The following is a 20,108-nucleotide window of genomic DNA, read 5'->3' as shown; positions in this document are numbered from 1 at the left end:
TTTAATACTTCAGCGGTCTGTTCTTTTACCGCCTCGCGATTATTTCTGTAAGTCTCACAGAAGAAATCTCTAGTGGCCTGATCCTGAAGCTGTTCTTTTTGGAGAGCAGCCAGGCACTCTAAAGAGCGCACCACTTCCTCATGTGAATATTCACTAGGATCCTTTGTCCACATGTGTTTCTCAATGATTTCCATTACCTCTTCATCAGTTGGAACATGGACTGGTTCTGGTTCTACGGTCTCCTCAAACTCATCAAGAATCTTTACAAGGATTTCATAATTAGCTGTAGTTTCTTTTAATCCAGCTTCTGAAACATATGCTAAAGTTATAGCTCTAATTTCATTACTGAGAGCAGTTTTATAGTTTTGGGCTCCAGTAATGAATCTTGAAATGCTATCCACCCTTTCCTGTAACACGTCATACTTTTCTTTTACAGGTGTATATTTCGCCATAAATTCGTTATAAGTATCTTCAAAAGAATATAACATGTCATAATAAACATAACTATCTGCTTTTGCATCTCTTAAAGCATACCAAGCCATCTCATAATTGCTGCGTAGGTTTTCCGCTTCCCCCTGTGCAGCAAAAAGATTTCTGTTAAGCTTCTGCCAATTTTCAACCTCAGCCTGATATTTTCCATAATAATTATCATAACTGTCAATCTGCGCCTGAGTATAGCTTATTGCGTTGGAAGCTTCGGTTACACTTATCTGAGCATTATCAATTCTAGTATTAAGTCGATCGATACTTGCGGTATTATTGTCAATGTTTGACTGAGCCATCCCGACATCATCGGAAGCCTTTTTTACAGCATCCTCATACTGATTTAACTTTGCGTCGTATTCTGGACGTTGTGCCTTTTTTGCCAGATAATCGTCTAAATTTTTCTGACTTTTATCAAGTTCTGACTGTGCCCACTCTAAAGTAGCTACCCATTGATTATATAATTTTTCTATTTCAGACCTATAAGGTTCTTCATAATACATATAATCTGCATATTGGCTTACTTTACCCTCTGCAAAAATAACTGAACCCTCTGACTCAATTACCTTTATTCTTAGTTCTTCCTCGGACTGACTTTCAAGATCTGCGACAAAAGCATAATACTCTATTTTGTATTCATCACGATCTGCGACTTTTTTATTATATTCCTTTACTTTATCATCATATGCCTGGTGATATACTGATGTCATACTTATCTCATATTCCAATAGAGATTGTAATCTTGTCAATTCAGCCATACAATTATCGTAATCTGCTTGCAAACCAGGAAGCAGAGATCTCATGTAATCAGAATCATATTCAAAATTACTTTCTAAAATTCCAAGCCAAGTTTCCTGTTGTATTTCAGATTCTTTTATAGCCTCATTTAATTGAGTTTGGAGTTCCCCATTTTCTTTGAGCAGTAATTCATATTTATCTACTTCTGCCTGGATTTCTTTTATCTTAGCTTCCATTTCAGCTACTTTTTTGTCAATATCTGCTTTCTGAGCGTCTAGGGCTTCCTTCTGGGTTTCAAGATTACTATATTCATCAACTACTGCGTCGCGCTCTGCTACAGCGTCATCATAGACATCCTCTGCCACTGCTTCAGCTTGAGTCACAATTTCTATTTTCTCCTGATCACTGTCTGCTTCTTCACATAGTCTAGCGAATCCCTCCAAGCCTGCAGCATCAGCCTGTGTCTCAAATTCTTTCTCTGCTTCCTGAGTCTCTCCTAATATTTTCCTAAGCTGGTCGCTAACATAATCATTTTTTTCCTTAGCCTGATCAAGAATCTCTTTTCCATTTTTAGCAAGCTCATCAGCTAAAGCTTTAGTCATTTCGCCACTAGAAATAGCATCTTCAGCTTGTGTTAAATATCCTTCCTCAGCTATAGCATCACCTTCAATTACCCCCACGGCATCTTCCATGTTCTGAACAATATCTGCACCCTGTGAGACATCAGTTTCACTCTGCTGCTCTTCTGTACTTACTGGTCCAGCTCCCCCTTCGGTTTCAGTCTCTGCAGCAAATGAATCTGTTGAATTAAATCCAACACCTGTTAAAATCGCACCACAAAAAACTACTGCCTTTAATACTCTTCGTCACCATTTGTCCATAGAAATAATACCCTCCTTTAAAAAAGTGATTATTATGTGACAATCTAGATAATAGTATACCTTACACCTCGTTTGCAATATCTTCAGAAATTACGCACGTAAATTTCACATTTGTCAGTCTATTAAACATTGGTAAAAAACACCCCCTATGCCATTGGTATAGGGGGTGTTTCCGCTATGCTATTTAAAATTTACAGATTCATAGTTGTTGAAGCTATCACATTTCCATTTGTGTTATAAATTTCAACATCTACACTACCGGCAAAATCACACTTTGCTTGGAATACTGCCTGAATAAAGTCGTCAATAGAATTGAATTCCTTTATATGCTTTGCCTTCATGCCAGTAGCATCTCCCTTGAATGATACGTTAACTTTAATAGGTTCATCGTTAAAATATGACTCAAAGGAGTAGTTATTGCAATAAGTAACATTTCGAACTACATTTCCGGCAACTACATCGTCCTTCATTGCGACAGCCTGAGTCTTAATAGTTTCAGCCTCTTTTTTTAATGTAAGTAGTTCCTTGTAATTTTCAACTATTTCAAAGATGTTATTGTTTTTTCCAAGTGATGCATTAAGTAAGTATGTATATCTGTTTCGAATTAATGCTTCATACTTAGATTTTGTATCCTTCAGATTGGTTCTAGCATTGTTCACTCTTTGATCTATTTCGTATAGTAAAGAGTAGCGATACGCTTCCCACTCGTACTGAGATAAATGTCCTCTGTCAGTAAGATTATAAATCTGAGCATCAATTCCCTCCAGCTCACGCTTTGCATCAGAGACTACATTTGAGTAATCATCTATGTATAGTTCAAGATTTCTACATTCTTCATATCTAAACAAAGCATTTACATATTTTATTAGAGAATCTACTGAAGGATTGTCTTCTAACTCCTTATAAGCAGCGAGTTCTGCATCTAATACATTATTTATATTCCACATATAATCACTACCAGACAAGTTTGAAATAGATTTTGGGCTCTCGTAATCCCCTCGACTAATTCTCTTTTCCAGAGTGTCATACTGTTTATTTAGCTTTTTTAATAATTTAATTACTGACTTATCATTAAGATTATCTCTAATTTTTGCAGTCTCTAGATCTCGTTCTTCTTCCTTTGCTTGTTCCACCTTGGTAGCCTCATACTCTGCCTCAGCCTCTGCTAGCTTCTGCTCATATTCAGCGATGTCAGCTAAGAGCTGCTTGTATTCCTCAGAATCAATTGTATTCCCATACTCGTTAAGAGTCTCCTGAAGTGCTGCTATAGCTTCATCTACGATAGCAAGCTTTTCTGTCCCGTCATCAGTAGTTTTTATTCTCTCAACATACTCTCCAAGACCTGCTTTTTCAGCCTTTCTGGTGAAATCACGCTCTGCCGCCTCTGTAGCTTTTTTAACCTCTTCGTAGTCTGTCACTATTGATTCAGCAGCTTCTTCCACCTCATCATTAATTTCAGTGTCAGCATACTCCATATCCTCAAAAGTATCTCTCATATCTTCCAGAGTTTTATTGAAATCTTTTGGCTCTGTATTAACATTAAAATACTCATCAATTTCAGCTATGAGCAGCGAATATGAATCATTAATCTTTTGAAGTGCTTCATCAGCGTGATTCTTTTTATTCTTTAAATTTTCTAAGTCCTTTAACAGACTTTTATAGAACCAACCATAAGAGATGTCATAGTCATAATCATAACGCATTTCTCTTAGGGTATCATACAAATCATAAATCCTATCTTGAATGTGCATATACTCCAAAGAAGGATACGAATAATCACGACTCTGCATAATCATATCAGCATAATCTAGAGCTTCTTTCTGTTCTGCCAATCTATCTGTAAGCTGATGATAATAATTTAGCTTATCTGCTGTCTCCTGGTTTACGGTATAACCATTCTTTTCTTCGTATGCAGCTTTAGCAGCTTGGCGATTATCCACTGCATTTCTCAACTCAGAGTACCAGTTTTCAAGAGCCTCAACCGCCTTATTATATGCTTCTAGGGCCTGAGCACATTCTAAGACCTGGGCTGCTAATTCTTCATCGCTGATTTCCTGAAGAGAAAGGTCTCTCATCTTTTTCAGCGCTTCCTCTCTTGCAGCTCCTGTAATGCTAACGTTTTCCTCATAGCCAGTTCTTGCATAATATATTTCGTCAAACTGTTCACAGCTAATCTCCCAAGCTTCTTTTAATGCGTTTAACTCCTTAAGATATTCATTATATCCAGGAGCTTCTGCCTCCAAGGCTTTCACATCAACCTCAGATTTAAATTTCTTCAATTCTTTTTCAGTCTCTTCGTACTGTTTTTTTGCTTCCTCGTACGCTTTTATTGCTTCCTGTAATTTAGCTTCCTTTTCTGCTCTCTCTTCATCATCTTTTTTTGATATTACTGCAAATTGTTCTTGTAATTCATTGTACTCTTGTAGCTTTTCCTGATACTTAGGCGACATAATCTCGTTAGTTTCGTCTATTATGGCAATTTTTTCCTGAACATCTGTTGTAGCGTCAAGTTTTTCAACATACTCATTTAACCCTCTTTTAGAGAGACTATTTTTGAACGCCTTACCCTGACCATCTACATATTCTGCAATTTCATTGTAGGTTTCTTCTACTATCTGAGCTTTTTCCTGTGCCTGCTCCAAAACAGCCTCTCCACCATTTATCAGCTCCTCAGACTTCTCTTTTGTCAAAGTAGCCGCATCTATAGCGGCTTCAGCGGTCTCTAAATAACTTTCCTCAGCTACAGCATCGCCTTCGATAACACCTGTTGCATCCTCCATAGTATTAAATACAGGCTTAAAGTCTGGGTACACCCATGGTTCAACACAATCATCAAAAGGTGAACTCTTTTGAACATCAGCCTGTACAGCCTCAGTCTGTAAAATTTCTTCAACATCCCCATTTTCTGCTGCAAGAACATCATTTGAATTGACCGCAAAACCCGCTGCGATTGCTCCTCCAAACATTAATGTCCTGACAATTTTTCTCCCGAAATTATTCACTTTTTTAATTTCCTCCTATAATTAAATATTTATTTCCGCCAATAAGATTATCTATAGTTCCTGTCATAAATTATCTTTTCTATGCACTTAAATCCACATTTGAAAATTTGGAGACCATTTTGCCTTCAAATGTTTTTTCAGCTTTAATTTTCAGAAATGCGTCCTTCGAAACAGTCTAATTTGATTATCCGAAAAATCAATTTCAAATGCAACAATTACTTCAAGCTTAATTTTCTATATGTGAATTTTTCTCTAATTGCCTCTTGCATTTTGTGCTACAAAACAGGTCGGAACCGTAATTGGCTCCGACCTGTAATTTTATTAACGCCTTCTAATATGTACTTTTATTTTTGATAACAAATCTTTCTTCTTAAATACATAGAATATAGCAGCTCCAATATCAAGACCAACAATAATCCAAAATAGTATCTTCCAAACAAGGTTACCTGTGCCGTCGTCTGTTTTTGCAGCTTTCGCTACATCCGAATCAAAATTAGTAAGTGGAACAGCTGAATCATACATCAGGACATATGTCGAAAATTGGCCTGTAGATATAGTAACTGTGTTCAAATCTTCATCCTCGTCATCCAACAAAGTGGCTTCTCCTTCATGCTCACGTAGTATGAAGAATTTGTCAATTGAACCCCAATAGTCCTCTGGCAAAGTGAGAACAAATCCAATAGGTTCATATGTCTCAGCAACGTTTGTCCATCCCTGATTATCAACCTGATACATCAGATTAATATCAAGGAATCCTAATTTCAATAGATTTGGATATTCATCATTGTAGTCTCTAATACTTTCATCTATGACATCCATCGTCTCGTCAGATATTTCATCTTCATTTATAGTAGTTGAAGATAATCGGATTTCAAATACACCGCCCTGTTCTACAAGTTCTAACTGATCTTCTGTTAAAACTGCACTTGCTACGGCAAATGCATCACTTAGCATAGCATCAGAATCAGGATTTTCCATTTCTATTACAATTGCGCCACTACCAATAACAAGTGCAATAGGCTTGTTTCCTACAGGTATAGCCTCCAACTCTTCAGGTGTACCATGCATTAAAGCACTTGCATCTATAACCTCTCCTCCTGAAGTTTTCATTATTTCATTGAGACTCTTCTGAGTATCGCTTGGAATGCCATCCCATATACCACTCTCATCTCTAACTCTGGACGAGCGCTTTGTATCACTGGCCGTTTTTCCTTTACCAGTAACCTTTTTTGCTGTTGTCTTTTTACTTGTTACTTTCTTTTTTGTTTTTTTCTCATCATCCTCTTCATCTGTATCTTTTTTCTTGGTAGTAGTTCCCGTGGTAACTCTCACGGTTGTAGTTTTGCTGGCAAATGAAGATCCAGAGACTGCATATCTAACATGATAACTTCCACTCTTTACAAGAGTATAACCATCTGATGCCCTCTTATAATCGGAATCACTTGTTAATTTATATTCCATAGCCGATGTTGTTCCGACTATTTTTCCATCTTCTTTATCTGAGGCAGTTGCCTTTTCAGAGGTAAGCCCTGTTGGAGCAGCTGGGCGGGCCGCAAGTTCAATCTTAGCCCATTCACTGGCCTCTTTATAATCTGTTTCCTTTTGTCTCACATAGAAGCATCTGTTAGTACTTCTATCAACAAGGGAACCAAGCTTAATTGTTTCATTTCCAGTTCTTCCCTTTGATGTACTAAGTTCAAAGCCTGAGTTTGCAGTGGCTGTTTCTGCCACATAATCTATTCTTAAATAGCTGCTATAGTTTCCACTTGATAGAGCATCTGCTGGCGCCTTTTTTACAGGTCCAACTGCAGCTGATGTAATGGAAATCTCCTTGGCAGGATGACCTGCACCATCTGCATTAGCAGCTTGAATAGCCTTTACTGTTATTCTCTTATTGTATACAGAAGGTGGCAAAGTATAGGTATCTCCTGAGGCATCTGTTATCAAAGTGCCATTGGCATACCATTCATAAGTAATTCCAGGACCCGCAGTGGTTGTAACCTTTAATACGTCACCCACATAAGGCTGTGTACGAGCTGCAGTAGTATTTCCTATCACTGGTTTTCTCTCACTCGTAAGTTCAACAAAACCTATTAACACATCCACCTCTGTAATCTTGCCAGCAAAGGAAGAATCTGTTGCAGCAATTCTGACATAATACTTTCCAGCTTTAACATTTGTAACACTGTCAGCAGCACTCTGGTATGTGGTCTCTTCAGCCAGCCTATATTCCATAGTGGTTAGTGTCCCCATAATCTTACCATCAGCAGCAAGAGCACTTGATGGACTTTCTGCTGTCAAATCTGGTGCATCCGGTCTTTCAGGAAGTGCCACAGCTGTCCATAAACTAGCCCTGACACCTATATCCGCTTTCCTTCTGACATAAATAACCCTGTCGGTTTCACTATCTAAAATATCTGTAATAGCAAGCTGGTCCACACCAGAAATGCTATTATCATCAGCAGCTGCCTCATAAGCAGGAGCAATCACTGCTATTTCATTATAGTAATCATAAGATACCGCAGAAGCTGCTTCTTCAGCAGAAATAATAGTACCTTCACCTATTATTACCGGTTGTGTTGGGTCAGATATAGCTTCCACCTCAACGGCTGGTTGACCTTCAACTAGTGTTTGAGATTGTTTGGCAACAACCATTATGGATTTTCCGACCTCATTCATAGTAAGCACATAAATATCTGGAGTCTCACTTTGAGAATTATCAATTAATACTCCATCAGCATACCATTCCCATGTCACTGGCAACGCCGCGCTTACAGCATTAAGTCTGTCGCCTACCTGTGGTATTGTATTACCGTCTCCATTAATAATTACAGGTCTTGTTAAATCACTTAAGGCAACATAATTAGAAAAAGTAGCAACTATAGATGTAACATCAGCTGCCGCCATAATAAACTCATATCTGCCATCAAAATTTTTCAGACCATTACATACCTGTCCATCGCTAAAAGTCACATCTATTGAAGATAGACTATATGTATTTGCAGGCACGATATCAAGAACAACCTTGTCACCATAACTTGCGATACTAGTGCCTGATGCTTTTGAATCCTCAGATTCTCTAATTATTTCCACAACAGAAACAGTACCATTCCCCAATGGTACACTTGGTCCCACTACTGTATAACCTGCTTTTTCTGCTGTAGCATATATTTTTACATTACAGGCTGGCTGGGTGTATTCATATGAATTATTCCCTGCAGAGCCAGGTGTTATATTTGAAATCTCTTCGTTATCTACTGGTTTAACGGTAATACTGGTCAGCTGATAACCCACATCAACTGCAGCTATAATCGTAACAATATCCCCAGCTTTGGCACTGTTTTTTGAAACAGACAAAGTAAGGTGTTCATAACTGTCATTTAAAGATACACCCCATTCCTTATCCGATTGTTCTCCAGACGTACCTTCAGTTCCTTCACTTTCCTCAGCCCCTTCTGATTCTTCAGCATCTCCTAATGATTTCAATAATCCCTTTTTTACCTTATTGCCGTCTTCTGCTGTAGAGACATCAGTCTCCTCTGATTCTCCTTCTATTTCTGTGTCATTACTCTTGGCATCTTCAGGTACTTCAAGGTCCTTGTTTTCTTCTGTCTCACCTTCATCCTCTATCTCGTCCGTAAACTCTCCATCTTTCTCCGAAGGTCCTGATAAAGCAACCTCTTCATCAGCAATATTTTCCAAACTAGCCATAGTGGTACTTTCAGCATTACAACCAAGAATAAAAATAGTCATGACTAGAGCTATTATGCTAAAAACCCTTTTCTTAACCATACCTTTTCACCTTCCACAAATATCTCACATAGGTACTTATTCTATATATTATTCTCTCGCTGTGAGATTAATTTGTAGTTTCTTTTAAGTATGTGTGAATTGGACTCAGTCTAATGTACTTTGAGGTAAATGCCATATGGATAACAAAAAAGGACGTCCGAAGACGTCCTAATTATCATAAAGTTATTTACTTAAAAACCTTGAAATCATCACCTTTTTTCATGTTTCTGGCTGGATTTCCAATGGCCATATAATCTCTGGCAACATTTTTAAAAACAACAGCACCCATGGCCACCACAGCTGTGTCCTCTATTTCGATTTTATCTCTAATGACTGCGTATGGACCGATGTATACCTGATTACCGATATTACAATGTCCAGCTACAAATGCTCTTGGGCCTATTATACAATCACTACCTATAACACTATCGTGGCCTATAATAGCATCCACAGTAACAAATGTATTATCTCCTATTTTCACATCGCTATTGATAAATGCACCAATAATTATAGCGCCTTCGCCTATAAAACAGTTCTGTGGCATATAGGTTTTAATTGCTATAAATTTTGCCAGACTATAGCCATCCCGTTTTATCATATCGAATGCTTTTTTTCTTTCAGATGGTTCTCCGAAACTAATCAACAGCTCAATTTCATCAGGAGAATATGTTGACTTCATAGACTCATAGCTGTAAACCTGACATTGGTAAACCTCTTTTTCTTCAACCACATCGTCAATAAACAATACTTTTTCCCATGGGGATTCTTCCCCCCATCGAATATTGATTGCATCGACTATTGTTTTACCATTGCCACCGGCTCCAAAAATTCCCAGAATCATAAGCCACCTCAGATTTAATCTCTCTTAAAGATATCCCTAGTGTATACTTTATCTACAACATCATCCAAACATGAATCATATCTGTTCGCAATAATACTGTCGCTCATGTCCTTAAATTTCTGTAAATCATTTACAACAACACTTCCGAAGAATGTATCACCATCATTAAGGGTTGGTTCATAAATAATTACTGTAGCGCCTTTAGCCTTTATTCTCTTCATTATTCCCTGAATAGAACTCTGGCGGAAATTATCCGAATTAGACTTCATTGTCAGTCTGTAAACACCGACTGTTACCTGTTTTTCATTTGCAGCATTCCAGGTATTTCCCTCAGAATAGCCGTAATATCCAGCCTTCTGAAGAACTCTGTCAGCGATAAAATCCTTACGGGTCTTATTACTTTCCACGATAGCTGACATCATATCCTGTGGCACGTCCTTGTAGTTGGCAAGGAGCTGCTTTGTATCCTTTGGCAGGCAATATCCACCATAGCCAAATGAAGGATTGTTATAATGTGAACCAATACGTGGATCCAGGCAAACACCGTTGATAATCTGCTCCGTATCAAGTCCCTTCATCTCTGCATAAGTATCAAGCTCGTTGAAGTATGAAACTCTAAGAGCAAGATATGTATTAGCAAAAAGCTTTACTGCTTCAGCCTCAGTAAATCCCATATAAAGAGTGTCGATATCCTCTTTTAAAGCACCTTCCTGAAGAAGGCCTGCAAATGTATGGGCTGCTTTGACTAATTTCTCATCATCTAAATCAGTTCCAACAATAATTCTTGATGGATATAAGTTGTCATATAAAGCCTTGCTTTCACGAAGGAACTCTGGGCTAAACATGATGTTCTTAGAACCAAACTTTTCTCTGACTGATTTTGTATAGCCTACTGGAATAGTAGACTTAATAACCATAATTGCGTTTGGATTGTATTTCATTACCAGCTCAATAACTGCTTCAACAGCTGATGTATCGAAATACTGTGTCTGAGAATCATAATTAGTAGGTGCTGCAATAACAACAAACTCTGCACCTGTATATGCTTCCTCAGCATCCAATGTCGCTACTAAGTTAAGTTCCTTTTCTGCAAGATACTTTTCGATATACTCATCCTGAATAGGAGAAATCTTGTTATTAATCTTTTCTACTTTTTCTGGAATAACATCTACAGCATGAATCTCATGATGCTGTGCCAATAATGTAGCAATCGAAAGTCCTACATAGCCTGTACCTGCTACTGCGATTTTCATTTTACAGTCCTCTCTCTGCGCAATATTCCTTAAAGCTTGCGTTAACCTTGTCCTTGTCAGAAAGAATCAAATCAGCCTTTGTCATTCCTTCTGGAATAGGCCACTGAACATTAATATCTGGATCATCAAATGCAAGGCCACCCTCATCATTTGGATGATAGAAATCTGTAACCTTGTAACAGAACTCTGCGAAATCACTAACTACAAGGAAGCCATGAGCAAATCCCTTTGGAACAAGGAACTGCTTTTTATTCTCTGCAGAAAGAAGAATTCCGTAGTGCTTACCAAATGTAGGTGAACCTGGACGAAGATCAACTGCCACATCATAAACCTCACCAGAGATTACGCGGACAAGCTTATCCTGTGCGTACTCTTTTTGGAAGTGAAGTCCACGAAGAACACCCTTCTTGCTTGCAGACTGATTATCCTGAACAAAGTCGTAGTGAAGGCCTGCTGCCTCCATATCCTGCTTATTATATGTCTCTACGAAGTAACCTCTGTCATCGCCAAACACCTGAGGTGTTATAACACAGAGTCCTTCTATACCATTAACATTTTTCTCTACTGTAATCTTTCCCATTTTTATTGCTCTTTTCTATTTATAATCCATTAGATACGTCTACGAGGTACTTACCGTAGTCCGTCTTCATGAGTGGCTCTGCAAGCTTAAGAAGCTGCTCCTTTGTGATGAAGCCACGCTTGTATGCAATCTCCTCGATGCATGATACATACATACCCTGTCTCTTCTGGAATGTGCTGACAAACTCAGCAGCCTGAAGAAGCATGTCGTGATTTCCTGTATCAAGCCATGCAAATCCACGGCCAAGTGTCTCAACGTGAAGATTTCCGCGCTGTAAATATGCGTTGTTAACAGCTGTGATTTCAAGCTCACCTCTTGCTGAAGGTGTTATTGTCTTAGCGATTTCAACAACTGAATTATCGTAGAAGTAAAGTCCTGGAACAGCGTAATTGCTCTTTGGCTTCTCTGGCTTTTCCTCGATAGAAATAGCTACACCGTTCTCATCAAACTCAACTACACCGTACTCTCTTGGGTCACGTACGTAGTATCCGAAAATAGTAGCGCCTGGCTCAGACTCAGTTCTCTGTGCTGCAGAAAGAAGCACCTTTGAGAATGATTGACCATAGAAAATATTGTCACCAAGTACAAGTGCAACTGCATCGCTGCCGATGAAATCTGCACCAATGATAAATGCCTCAGCAAGACCGTTTGGAGCCTCCTGAACTGCATACTGAATATCCATACCAAGCTGCTTTCCATCACCTAAAAGCTCCTTAAAAACTGGAAGATCTCTAGGTGTAGAAATAATAAGCACCTCACGAATACCCGCCAGCATAAGTGTAGATAATGGATAATAAATCATAGGCTTATCATAGATAGGCATAATCTGCTTACTAATAGCCTTTGTTAATGGGTAAAGTCTAGTTCCCGAACCACCTGCTAAAATAATACCTTTCATTATAAGCTTTCGCTCCTTCCGGTTAGTTTAAATATTCTTTCAATGCGTCCTTCCAATCAGCCATCTTGTAGCCGCTTGTAAGGCGAAGCATATAATTGTCTAAGATTGAATAGTGAGGTCTGTCTGCACTTGCAGGATTCATCTTTTTATATTCCTCACTTGTTACATGATTAACTTTTACGTTAATACCCTTCAACTTAAAGATTTCCTCTGTAAAATCTGCCCAGTTTGTATCCCCCTCACATGTACCGTGGAAGATTCCATAATTCTCTGTAGGCTCAAGATGGTGAATCATACGTGCAAGCTCAACAGCCGATGTTGGTGATCCAAGCTGATCACAAACTACTGAAAGCTCATCGTGAGTCTCAGCAAGGCTGAGCATTGTCTTAACAAAATTCTTTCCATCTCCATAAAGCCACGCAGTACGAACAATAAACCATCTGTCCGCAAACTGCTGCACGAACTTCTCACCTTCATACTTTGTCTTTCCATATGCACTGATAGGTGCTGGCTGGTCAAACTCTGTGATAGGTTTTGTAGCATTTCCAGGGAATACATAATCTGTACTTACATGGATAAGCTTTGCTCCAACCTTAGAAGCTGCAATGGCAAGATTTCTAGGACCAAGTGCATTAAGCTTATAAGCAAAATCCCAATCCTTTTCACAGCCATCTACATTTGTAGCTGCTGCACAGTTGATAATAACATCAGGCTTCTTAGCCTCAACAAAACTAAGAACCTCATCTAAATCCATAATGTTAAGAGGAGAAATCTTCTCTCCTTCAACAACGTCTGTAAGGATAAATTCTACCTCATCCTTATATTCGTTCTGGATTGCACGGCCAAGCTGACCATTGCAACCTGTAACCAAAATTTTTCTCATAAAAATTTCCTTCTTTATATTCTAAAGGATTTTATCCTTATGTAATTTCACAAGCACTACCTCTCTTGGATTGTTCCAGCGAGGTACTCTGGCATCTCCCAATCCTGCACTACATACCATAGTGGAATTTTTTTCGCTATAAACACCGCGGTCATACTTTGGGAAGAACGAATAATCTGACCCAAACAATCCGCCTTTAACAGGAAGCCGCACAAGCCCGCCATGTATATGACCAGTAAATACTATATCATATCCATACTCTGATATAAAATTAAACTTTGAAGCGTCATGGCATAGCAAGATATTGAATAATCCCGCATCAGCATATCCAAGAACATTCTTTAAATTTGCTGATGTATTTCTCCAATCTAAACCACTAATAAGAATTTTTGCCCCGTCTTTTTCAATGGTACGGGTCTCATTATCAAGGATAATCACATCATTATCTTCACATAATTCTTTAAATGCCTCGTATGGAGCTCCACCTAATGGGCCATTAGTGTAGTATTCATGATTACCCGTAACATAATACATAGGAGCTTCATCTTTAAGCCCCTCTATAAGATATTCTGCATTTTCTATGGTGTGTTCTTCATCTACAATATCGCCAGTAAAAACAATTAAATCTGGCTTAGCTTCTTTCACGAGAGAAATCAAGGCGCTCTCCTTTTCGCCAAACTCCTTGCAATGAAAATCACTGATTTGTACAATCCGATATCCATCAAAATCATCTGGTATAGTAGATGAATGCAAATCATATGTAGTCAACTTTAAAGGACTAACAAACCCCAGTGATAATAAAATCAGAATAAGCAGAAATATCTTTAATCCGATTCGTTTCTTTTTGTGAGATTTCATATGTAACCCATTCCTTCAATCAAAAGCAATCCACACTACATCTAAGTTTAGCACGAATTTATGCACTCTTTGTGTATTTCTTTCCAAAAAACTTTGCTTGAAGGAACCAATACCCCTTTTTAATCCAATTAATCTTCTCCGAATAGGCTGCTGTCACCTCTGTAACAACCTTACCTTCAGACTGAATCTTGAGAATCCAGACATTCATAAGAATCTCGCTGACACGTCCAAAAAGACGGGCCTGAAAATCAGTAAGCCCCGTTGTGTCAACGCGTTCTTCAACACCTGCCAACAATGCAAATAGCCATTCGCTATATCTGTCGAATACATCTTTTTTCATGATGCACATATTGTACATACTGCCATTAGTACGCGAGAAAATAGCATCCATGTACTTCAAATCCTCAGGACAAACCTGAGCCATAACCTCTCTGGCAACATCCAGATGCATACCATCCATGGTATGTGCATAGTGGCTGTAAAGTGTCTCTATAAAATATTTATTTCTCTTTGGAATGATAACATCAGCCTCTGTCATTAAGCTTTCAATCTCTGCCTCTGTAAGCACATTTGCAAATGGTACCTGATCCGTACCGAGATTTTTTTTATTTGCAAAATAACGTCTGTAATGACATAAGCCCACTACATCAGCTGTGATATTTTTCCATATATAATAGGTGGCTGTCAGCTCGCAGTAAAAAGGATTCTTCTGGGAGATATTCTCACCAGCATCATCGCGAATGATGTCACCTGTTCGATCTGAGATGCCAACCTGACTGTATGAAATTGGTTCTTTTCCTTTGGCGCCAACCTGAATAGGAACATAACATGATTGTTCCGGCAGCTGACATGGTTTATGTGTAGCTATAAATATTTTAATATCCAAGCCCTAGTCTCCCATAAAAAAAGACGCCTATAACCATAGACGCCTTTTGTAATCTTTAATGGATTATACTAATCCTCTTCGCCGTCCTCTTCGTCAACAATTGCTGCCGCAGCACCTGAAACCGCAGATACCACTGCAATAACTGCAACAATGACAACTAACAATATTAATGCAAAAAAGAAAATTAAAAAACCGCCCTCAGTCATGTTAAACCCTCCTTCTCACGTAATTGATTATATATCTTTTATGCAACAAAATCAAATAATGAAAAAACAGGCGGGACTTAAAGTCTCGCCTGGCAAAATTTCTATATCTGATTACTCTTCAACTGTAGTCTCAGCTGGAGCCTCTGTAGCAGCTGTATCTGCTGTTGTATCAGCTACTGAGCTGTATACATTACCATCGAACTGGTATGTGATTGAGTAGTTAAAGCCTGTCTCATCGTTTGAGATTACTGCTGTAACATTTACGTTACCATTCTCATCAGCCTCTGTACCAGCACTGATATCAAATGTTGTGTCTGCTGTAGCATTCTCATCTACGCCAGTGTAAGCGTTGTTCTCATATCCGTTGTTAGTGTAGTTTGTCATGTTTCTAGCGTGTGGAGCTTCGAACTCAACTGGTCTTACGTACTCGATCTTGTCATCTAATGTAAAGTAAGCACCCTCAGAACCAACTACAACACCTGTATCAACATCAAATGTCTCAATGCCGTATGATGCAGATAAAGCGTTTGCTTCTGCAACATCATATCCGATGAAAGGAATGAATCCTACGATGTCTGTGCAAGATGAAACAGTCTCGCAGATACCTGTGTAGATTGCAGTATAGTCACCCTCGAGGAACTTTGTAGCATAGCCATTGTCCTTCTTGTAAACTAAGATGCAGCACTCTCCATCTCTGCCGATGTTAAGTGTACCAATCTTCTCGTAGTGTGGATCGTTCTCAGCAAGTGCCTCTGCTACTTCTGCTGAAGCAACAACATATGAAGCCTCATCTGTGTTAACGATTGAAGCACCGTTCTCGTTAGCTGAAACAGCTGCTCTCTCGATTGTAGAGTAATCTGTTGTACCCATAAGGTTTGAAGCTGCGTAAACCTCAACTGAAACGAAGTTAGCATCCTCAGCGATTACAACGCTCTTAAAATCCTCAACGTTGTATGTAGCCCATCCTTCTCTGCCTTCGAAAATACCGCAATTTACGAAGTGCTTGTAAAGAAGGTCTGCATCTGTTCCAAGAACAGAAACAACATCCTCATACTTTGCTGCATAGAACTCTGCATCAAAGTACTGATTAACCATTTCAAGCTCTTTAGCTGTAAGTGTTCCGTAGTTAACCTGTGATGCATCATGAATCTGTGCTGCTGAAACGTTCATTGATACTAATGTAGTACCAGCTACCCCTGCTACCATAGACATTGCGAGTGCCATAGCAAGAAACTTTTTTCTTTTCATCTCTTATTCTCCTTATTAATCATAAAAAAAATATAAAAAGCCATCATATCCATAAATTCATGGATAGATGGCTCTAAAATCTCTACAAAAACTTTACCAAATTTCTTATAGTCTCCCTTATTGCCTGTCCCCGAATTAATAGATATTGCCTAATTCGTTAAATAATATAACATCGAGATAATACATTTTCAAGGAGATTTGTTACTATTTATAACATTTGGCAAAAATGACTACATTTTGGCAAAAACTAACGTAACTGCTTAGCTCTATTAAATACTCCAGGGAAATAATGCTTTGTATACTCCATGAGTCGAGCGCGTTTGAGGGCTGTTCCAAACATGCCTTCAGCCAATGGTTTATACAACATTTTAATGGTGCGTGAGCTGTCTGGAAGATATTTTCTCATCTCCTGATATAACTCAGTCTCAGCCTCTTTCTTACACCATTTTAAAATTTCATCTGTTTTAGTCTTGGTCTCCAGCTGACGTACCATTGCTGATTGGAAGCTTCTAAAATATTCCTTTGACAGAATTCCAAGAGCTTCAAAATCGCAGGTCTTCCACTTCTGCTGCTGGTCAAAAATTCTCTTAACTCGTGTCTTTTGAAGTTCAAAGTAATCATCAATATCACCGCCAGTCAGACGAAGCTGCCCCTGGTTTCTATAGTGATAAAGAACGTCATTTAATATAGTAAGTGACTCTGTATAATCAAGCACATCGCAGTTAAAAAGAATATCTTCAACATGCTTTATTTTTTGAAACCTAAGATTGTTATCCTTGATTACACTTGCCTTGTAACACTTGTTCCAAGGGTAGCCCAGCATGGTAATTTCTTCCATCTGCATAGCCAGTCTGTGAATGGTTACAGGGTCATTTGTAGTAAGCATGTCATCATCATAATCCAGCAACTCTAATGTGATAGCCTTCATGTACTCGATTTTTCCTGATTCGTAATTACGATAATCTTCCGTGTGACTGTAAATCAAAACATCAACTGGATTTCGTTCCAATGCTGCTGCGCAAACTCTCAGGAGATTTTTCTCATACAAATCATCTGGATCCAAAAAGAGAATATAATCTCCCGTTGCATGTTCGATACCAGTATTTCTTGCAGCTGAAACGCCCTGATTTTCAGGATGCTTTATATACAAAAATCTGTCGTCACGATTGATAAAACTACGGGCAATATCTGCACTGTTATCAGGTGAACAATCGTCCACAATAATAACCTCAAAATTGTCGTAGGATTGCATCATGAGACAGCCTAATGCATCGCCAATATATTCGCCCACTCCGTATGTAGGCATTATCACGGAAAATTTAATTTCTTCACTCATACTGACATAATACTCAAAAACCCCTAGGCTGTCAAAGACCCAGGGGTTCGTTTCAATCTACTATTTTTCTATTTTTTATTATGTGATTTCCTGCCAACAAAGTAAGCCAAAACTCCGATTGCTGCAAGGCCACACAGACTACCTATTCCAAATGCTGCGCCATTTAAAAGCTCACCAAGCTGATAAATAATAAGTGCCACAAGCCATGCAAATCCGCACTGATATCCAACGGCAATCCAGAACCATTTTGCATTATTCATCTCACGCTTGATTGCACCCATAGCTGCGAAGCAAGGAGCACAAAGAAGGTTGAATGCCATGAAAGCAAAACCTGCTGCAGGTGAAAACGCATTTGCGATATTCTGATATGTATCTCCTGAAACGCCGTAGATAATTGCAAGAGTACCTACGATATTTTCCTTAGCAACAAGCCCTGTCAGAGTAGCCACAGCTGCCTCCCAATGACCAAATCCAAGTGGAATGAAAATCCATGAAATAAGTCCGCCAATCTTTGCTAAAAGTGACATTCCAATCTCAGAATCCTCAAGCATTCTAAATCCATCAGGTGTAGGTCCAAAGAATGTAAGGAACCATACAACAATTGTTGAAAGGAAGATGATTGTTCCGGCCTTCTTAATGAATGACCAGCCACGCTCCCACATACTGCGGAGAACATTGCCAATTGGTGGCCAGTGATAAGGCGGAAGCTCCATAACAAATGGAGAAACATCACCAACAAACAATCTGCTCTTCTTTAAAATCAAACCTGAAATAATGACTGCACAAATTCCAAGGAAATATGCTGCTGGAGCAACCCATGCTGCCCCACCAAAAATCGCACCTGCAATCATAGCGATAAATGGAAGCTTTGCACTACATGGAATAAATGTAGTAGTCATGATTGTCATCTTACGGTCTCTGTCATTTTCGATGGTACGTGATGCCATAATACCTGGAACACCACAACCTGTGCTGACAAGCATAGGAATAAATGACTTTCCAGAAAGACCGATCTTTCTGAAGATTCTATCCATGATAAATGCCACACGTGACATATAACCGCATGCCTCTAAAAATGCAAGGAATGCAAAGAGTACAAAAATCTGTGGAACGAAACCAAGTACTGCACCAACACCGGCTACGATTCCGTCGAGAACAAGAGCCTTTACCATGTCATTACAGTTCATGGCATCAAGTGCCTGTTCAATCAATACTGGAATACCTGGCTGGAACTTATCAGGATTACCAAACCAGTTCCATCCATCTCCAAAAAGACCTTCATTAACCCAGTCTGTACATGCAGTTCCAATAGTAGTAACTGTCACGTAATAAACGATGAACATTACCAATGCGAAAATTGGAAGAGCAAAAATTCTGTGGGTAACAATGTGGTCAATCTTATCAGAAACGGAGATTCCTCTGTGTGCCTTATAAACACATTTATCTATGATAGAAGTAATGTAATTGTATCTCTCATTTGTGATGATTGACTCTGAGTCATCATCCATTTCCTGTTCGCAGGAAGTGATATCTTTTTCGATATGATGAACTGTTTCAGCTAAAAGACCAAGCTTCTCCTGAATCTTTTCATCACGTTCAAAAAGCTTAATAGAATACCAACGCTGAAGATTCTCATCCTCAAGATTATGAAGGCAAAGCTCCTCGATATGAGCAAGTGCATGCTCCACAGCTCCGCCAAAGTTGTGCTTAGGATTCTGTGGCTTTGCCTCCTTTGCTACCTCAACAGCAGCAGCTACAACTTTCTCCATACCAGTATTCTTTAAAGCTGAAATCTCAATAACTGGTACACCGATTTCCTTAGAAAGTGCATCAGTGTAAATGATGTCACCTTTCTTTTCAACAACATCCATCATATTGATGGCGATAACAACTGGAATACCAAGCTCTACAACCTGTGTTGTGAGATAGAGATTTCTCTCAATATTTGTACCATCTACTACATTTATAATAGCCTCTGGTTTTTCATCAACAAGATAATTTCTGGCAACTACTTCCTCTAATGTATATGGAGAAAGTGAGTAAATACCTGGAAGATCAACAATCTTTACATCCTTATCATGGATATATGTACCTTCTTTATACTCTACAGTAACGCCTGGCCAGTTTCCTACGAACTGATTAGATCCTGTAAGAGCATTGAATAATGTTGTCTTTCCGCAGTTTGGATTACCTGCTAAAGCAATACGAATTCCCATCTTTTCT

At 38.8% G+C, this 20,108-nt stretch carries 14 protein-coding genes; all 14 read right to left on the bottom strand.

Features of this window, described 5'->3' with window-relative positions; genetic code table 11:
• The coding region (locus tag G592_RS16060) for a hypothetical protein (RefSeq protein WP_036952266.1) at positions 1 to 1,901 on the bottom strand (1,901 nt) is incomplete at its 3' end.
• Positions 1,902 to 2,293: 392 nt separating this feature from the next.
• The gene (locus G592_RS0108680; RefSeq protein WP_155942179.1) at positions 2,294 to 5,104 is read right to left on the bottom strand and encodes a hypothetical protein; all 2,811 of its coding nucleotides are present in this window, start codon (positions 5,102 to 5,104) and stop codon (positions 2,294 to 2,296) included.
• 321 nt (positions 5,105 to 5,425) lie between these two features.
• A complete protein-coding gene (locus G592_RS0108675; protein WP_028247483.1) occupies positions 5,426 to 8,896 on the bottom strand; it encodes a hypothetical protein in 3,471 nt (1,156 codons plus the stop codon).
• 187 nt (positions 8,897 to 9,083) lie between these two features.
• Positions 9,084 to 9,737 (bottom strand): NeuD/PglB/VioB family sugar acetyltransferase, encoded by a 654-nt coding sequence (locus tag G592_RS0108670; RefSeq protein WP_028247482.1) that lies wholly within the window; start codon positions 9,735 to 9,737, stop codon positions 9,084 to 9,086.
• A 14-nt stretch (positions 9,738 to 9,751) separates the two neighbouring features.
• Positions 9,752 to 10,990 (bottom strand): nucleotide sugar dehydrogenase, encoded by a 1,239-nt coding sequence (locus G592_RS0108665; protein WP_036952263.1) that lies wholly within the window; start codon positions 10,988 to 10,990, stop codon positions 9,752 to 9,754.
• 1 nt (position 10,991) lies between these two features.
• Positions 10,992 to 11,570 carry a dTDP-4-dehydrorhamnose 3,5-epimerase gene (rfbC, locus tag G592_RS0108660; protein ID WP_028247480.1) on the bottom strand — a complete coding sequence of 193 codons (579 nt, stop codon included), beginning with the start codon at positions 11,568 to 11,570 and terminating at the stop codon, positions 10,992 to 10,994.
• A 19-nt stretch (positions 11,571 to 11,589) separates the two neighbouring features.
• On the bottom strand, positions 11,590 to 12,468 hold the full coding sequence (gene rfbA, locus G592_RS0108655) for a glucose-1-phosphate thymidylyltransferase RfbA (protein WP_028247479.1): 879 nt from the start codon (positions 12,466 to 12,468) through the stop codon (positions 11,590 to 11,592).
• A 22-nt stretch (positions 12,469 to 12,490) separates the two neighbouring features.
• Positions 12,491 to 13,351 (bottom strand): dTDP-4-dehydrorhamnose reductase, encoded by an 861-nt coding sequence (rfbD, locus tag G592_RS0108650; protein WP_028247478.1) that lies wholly within the window; start codon positions 13,349 to 13,351, stop codon positions 12,491 to 12,493.
• A 21-nt stretch (positions 13,352 to 13,372) separates the two neighbouring features.
• Positions 13,373 to 14,209, bottom strand: coding sequence for a metallophosphoesterase (locus G592_RS0108645; RefSeq protein WP_028247477.1), 837 nt, complete (start codon positions 14,207 to 14,209; stop codon positions 13,373 to 13,375).
• Positions 14,210 to 14,267: 58 nt separating this feature from the next.
• Entirely contained in the window at positions 14,268 to 15,095 is an 828-nt protein-coding gene (locus G592_RS0108640) for a DUF4422 domain-containing protein (RefSeq protein WP_028247476.1), read from the bottom strand.
• A 68-nt stretch (positions 15,096 to 15,163) separates the two neighbouring features.
• Positions 15,164 to 15,301, bottom strand: coding sequence for a hypothetical protein (locus G592_RS17700; RefSeq protein ID WP_015550308.1), 138 nt, complete (start codon positions 15,299 to 15,301; stop codon positions 15,164 to 15,166).
• A 111-nt stretch (positions 15,302 to 15,412) separates the two neighbouring features.
• Positions 15,413 to 16,549: a hypothetical protein gene (locus G592_RS0108630; RefSeq protein ID WP_028247475.1), complete on the bottom strand. Its 1,137-nt coding sequence runs from the start codon at positions 16,547 to 16,549 to the stop codon at positions 15,413 to 15,415.
• 247 nt (positions 16,550 to 16,796) lie between these two features.
• Positions 16,797 to 17,885 carry a glycosyltransferase family 2 protein gene (locus tag G592_RS0108625; RefSeq protein ID WP_036952260.1) on the bottom strand — a complete coding sequence of 363 codons (1,089 nt, stop codon included), beginning with the start codon at positions 17,883 to 17,885 and terminating at the stop codon, positions 16,797 to 16,799.
• 68 nt (positions 17,886 to 17,953) lie between these two features.
• Complete coding sequence (feoB, locus tag G592_RS16055) at positions 17,954 to 20,101, bottom strand: ferrous iron transport protein B (protein ID WP_051194831.1); 2,148 nt, start codon at positions 20,099 to 20,101, stop codon at positions 17,954 to 17,956.
• Positions 20,102 to 20,108: the final 7 nt, after the last annotated feature.

The organism is Pseudobutyrivibrio ruminis CF1b (genome assembly GCF_000424005.1).
Lineage (GTDB): Bacteria > Bacillota > Clostridia > Lachnospirales > Lachnospiraceae > Pseudobutyrivibrio > Pseudobutyrivibrio ruminis_C.
This window is presented reverse-complemented; position numbering and strand designations above follow the sequence as displayed.